The organism is Streptomyces sp. SID11385 (assembly GCF_010548245.1).
Lineage (GTDB): Bacteria > Actinomycetota > Actinomycetes > Streptomycetales > Streptomycetaceae > Streptomyces.
This window is the reverse complement of the sequence record NZ_JAAGLR010000792.1, coordinates 1-3380: the sequence shown is the minus strand read 5'-3', so window position 1 is coordinate 3380 and position 3380 is coordinate 1. Positions and strand designations below refer to the sequence as shown.

Here is a 3380-nt window from a genome sequence, read left to right as displayed (position 1 = left end):
CGGCGCCCGCCGTGAGCGTGCCGAGGCCGAGCGTGCGCACGAACAGTTCGGCGGTCCCGGTGGGGAGCGTGCCCGCGCGCGCCGAGTGGCGGGCGAGGGCCGCGAGTTCCCCGGGCCCGCGCGCCGAGGCGATCTCCTCGGCGGGCTCCAGGCCGAGGCGGCGCACGGCGCGGTTCGCGGTCGTGTCGAGGTGCCGGATCAGCGGGCGGAGCAGGAAGGAGAAGAGCCGCAGCGGACCGGCGACGGCGCGCGCGACACGCGCCGGGGCGGAGATCGCCCAGTTCTTCGGTACGAGTTCGCCGACGACCATGAGCAACGCGGTCGAGAGCGCCGTGCCGAGGACGAGCGCGAGCGGCGTGACGGCCCCGGCGGGCAGGCCCAGCGCGCCGAGCGGCCCGGCGAGCAGCGCGGCGACGGAGGGCTCGGCCAGCATCCCGATGACCAGGTTGGTCACGGTGATCCCGAGCTGGGCGCCGGAGAGCTGGAAGGTGAGCCGCCGTACGGCCGCGAGCGCGTGCCCGGCCCCGCGCTCACCCCGCCGCGCGGCGGCTTCCAGCGCCCCGCGCTCGACGGTCGTGAGGGAGAACTCGGCCGCCACGAAGACACCGCAGACGAGAGCCAGGAGAACGGCGAGGCCCAGAAGGAGGAGTTCCGTCATCGGATTCCTCCGGCGACGGAGGCGGAGACGGAGACGGAGGCAGAGATGGCGATGGAGACGGCGGCGCGGACGGAGAGGGGGATCGCGGGGGAGTGCGGACTGGGAGGCTCGCCCATGGGCGGACGCTCACACCTTTCGGGGTCGTGGAGGACCACTCTTCGCGGATCGAAAAGGGCCGGTCACGCAAGAGTAAAGGATGAGCAAAGCGAAGGGGGAGGGGGATCGCCTCGCCGGACGGGCACCGCCGGGACCACGGCGAGGCGTGGATCGGGCGCGACGCCTGCTGCCTCGCCCCGCGCGAGCGGCCTCCGGTGAGCAGCCCGGGCGCGGCGACAAGGGCAGCGCCGGCCGGCCCGCGACTCAGGCCGCCGGCCGTCACCCGTCACGCCGACCCGGTCCCGGCACAGTCCCTGCACCCCGTCGCGTCGGCCCGTCACACCGGTCCGTCGCCCCCGTCACACCGGCTTCACCCAGCGTCGCCACCGCTCCTCGCGTACGTATCCCGCCGCGCCCCACGCGCCGTGCGCGCGCGTGTTCTCCTCCAGGACCATCGCGTCGACGCGGCGACCGCCCAGGGCGGCGAAGCGCTTCTCCATCGCGTCGAGGAGGGCCGTCGCGACGCCCTGGCGGCGGTGCGCGGGGTGGACGGCGAGGCGGTACGCGGAGCAGCGCCAGCCGTCGAAGCCCGCGATCACCGTGCCGACCAGCGTGCTGTCGCGTTCGGCGAGAAGCAGTGCCCCGGGATCGCGGTCCAGGAGGCGGCCGACCCCCGCGTGATCGTCGCTGATGCTCGTCCCCTCGGCGGCCTCGCGCCAGAAGGCGAGGACGGGGGCGATGTCGGCGGGCACGGCGTGACGTATGCGCAACTCGGCAGGTGGGGTCATGTGCGGAGCCAACCAGGCGGTACGTGTGCGGGGCACCGGGATTTCGCGATGTGGACCGCTCCGCCCCGCGGAATCCGCTCGGCCGTAGCAGGCTTCACCGCTTCGGGCGACAGTGGCGCACAGTCCCGGGAGCGCGCCCCGTGCGGGTGGCAGGCTGTCGCGAACCACCGACCCGGTGCGTCGTTCGGCGCCCGGTGGAAAGGGGCAGGTCGTCATGGCCGATCACCAGGAAGCCTCCGTCACGCTGCCGAGCGACGCCGCCTCGGTCCCCGAGGCGCGCGCGTTCGTCGGGACGCTCCTCGCGGAGTGGGGACTGCCCGCGCGGGACGACTTGGCCGACGCGGTGCGCCTGATCGTCTCCGAACTCGTCACCAACGCCGTCCTGCACACTGGCGGACGCTCCCCGTGTTTCACCGTCACCGTCTCGCTCGACCGCGACGAACTCCTGCGCGTCGGCGTCACCGACTCCCACCCCCGCCCCCCGCGCCGCCTCCCCGCCGCCGTCCAGCAGGACAACGGGCGTGGTCTCGCGATCATCCGCTTCCTCGCGGCGGAGAACGGCGGCAGATTCTCGGTGGTCCCGACACCGCAGGGCGGCAAGACCGTCCTGGTCTCGCTGCCCTGGCGACCGGCGCGCGCGGGTGCCGTGCCCGAGGGCTGAGCCCCTGCCAGGAGCCCCCGCCCACGACCGCAGCCCACGACCCCGCGCGCGCCCGCCGCTTACCGCACGCGCCCGCCGCTTACCGCACCCGCCCGTACGAGACCCGCTTCGACCAGATCTTTTCGAGCTTGACCACGTCTCCCGTCTTGGGCGCGTGCCAGATCTTGTTCTTGCCGGCGTAGATGCCCACGTGGTAGACGCCGCCGCCGGAGCGGAAGAACACCAGGTCGCCCTTGGTGCGTTTCCTGGCCGAGACGTGCCGGGTCCTGTTGTACTGCGCCTGCGCGGTACGGGGCAGGGACTTGCCGGCCTTCTTGAACGAATAGAGCGTCAGGCCCGAGCAGTCGAAACGATGCGGGCCCGTCGCGCCCCAGCGGTACGGGGCGCCCTTCTTGGACGCCGCGACCTTGAGCGCCTTCGCGGAGATCCGGACCGCGGCCGAGGCGTCCCCGGAGGCGCCGGGGACGAGGACGGTGCCGCCCACCGCGGCGAGGGTGAGGACCGATACCGCGCCGGTCCGGGAGAGCAGGACGGGAACTCGATTGCGCACCAGCATGCGTAACCCTTCGTCAACCGCCTGTGAAGGGTGACCTGTCGGGTTCGGGCTGGCGAAGATGCCCGGCCGCGCACGCGGCTTCACCCCAAGGACCGGTGCCCGTCGCCGGGTCCGATCCGTCTTGCTCGGGTCCTCCACTCCCGCCGATCCACTCCGTGTCGACCTGGCGTCCGGGCGGCGGCGGGACTCGGCGTCCGCCCGGACCGCCCCGCCGCTGCGGCGGGGGCTTGTCGTCGGGAGCGATCTTGACGCACGACATCGCCGGATACCGAATGAAAACCGGCTTATGTGAGCTTAGTCACCCGTATGGCGATTGGGTGGCGAAAGGCCGTCAGGTGCGGGGCCATTCGGGCGGGACGAGTCGTCGACCAGCGCAAATGCCGTGCGCGTGGGGCGGATCGCGGACCGCGGGGGGCAACTGCGGGCGAGGTGACGCCGACTCGGGCATACGTCATTGGGGGGTCCTCCGTTCGGCCGCCGCGCGTCGCACTCCGGACACAAATGGTCGCGGAGCGCATGCATGTGAAGGGTTACGAAGGGTTATGCGCCGTCCGGCGCGGACTTCACGCCCTGTGCGCGCACCGCGAACGGCCCGCGCGGGCGCGCCCGCCCGCCCGGCGC

The 3380-nt window shown here is 73.3% G+C and carries 4 protein-coding genes and 1 riboswitch; of the genes, 1 reads left to right on the top strand and 3 read right to left on the bottom strand.

What is annotated here, in order from left to right:
• Window positions 1-658 (bottom strand): CNNM domain-containing protein (locus tag G3I42_RS24495; RefSeq protein ID WP_164289358.1); only part of this gene is annotated, 658 nt, incomplete at its 3' end.
• Window positions 659-1113: 455 nt separating this feature from the next.
• On the bottom strand, window positions 1114-1542 hold the full coding sequence (locus tag G3I42_RS24490) for a GNAT family N-acetyltransferase (protein ID WP_164289356.1): 429 nt from the start codon (window positions 1540-1542) through the stop codon (window positions 1114-1116).
• 214 nt (window positions 1543-1756) lie between these two features.
• On the opposite strand from G3I42_RS24490, the gene G3I42_RS24485 reads away from it, so the two are divergent.
• Entirely contained in the window at window positions 1757-2203 is a 447-nt protein-coding gene (locus G3I42_RS24485; protein ID WP_164289354.1) for an ATP-binding protein, read from the top strand.
• Between the two features lie 79 nt (window positions 2204-2282).
• Here G3I42_RS24485 and G3I42_RS24480 read toward each other — a convergent pair whose 3' ends face one another.
• Window positions 2283-2759 (bottom strand): C40 family peptidase, encoded by a 477-nt coding sequence (locus G3I42_RS24480; protein ID WP_164289352.1) that lies wholly within the window; start codon window positions 2757-2759, stop codon window positions 2283-2285.
• Window positions 2760-2762: 3 nt separating this feature from the next.
• A riboswitch (cyclic di-AMP (ydaO/yuaA leader) is annotated at window positions 2763-2938 on the bottom strand.
• Between the last annotated feature and the right edge of the window lie 442 nt (window positions 2939-3380).

Bases quoted from the DNA above. Each gene is read 5' to 3' on its own strand.
- G3I42_RS24480 (WP_164289352.1), bottom strand. From the start codon at position 2,759: ATGCTGGTGCGCAATCGAGTTCCCGTCCTGCTCTCCCGGACCGGCGCG.
- G3I42_RS24490 (WP_164289356.1), bottom strand. From the start codon at position 1,542: ATGACCCCACCTGCCGAGTTGCGCATACGTCACGCCGTGCCCGCCGAC.
- G3I42_RS24485 (WP_164289354.1), top strand. From the start codon at position 1,757: ATGGCCGATCACCAGGAAGCCTCCGTCACGCTGCCGAGCGACGCCGCC.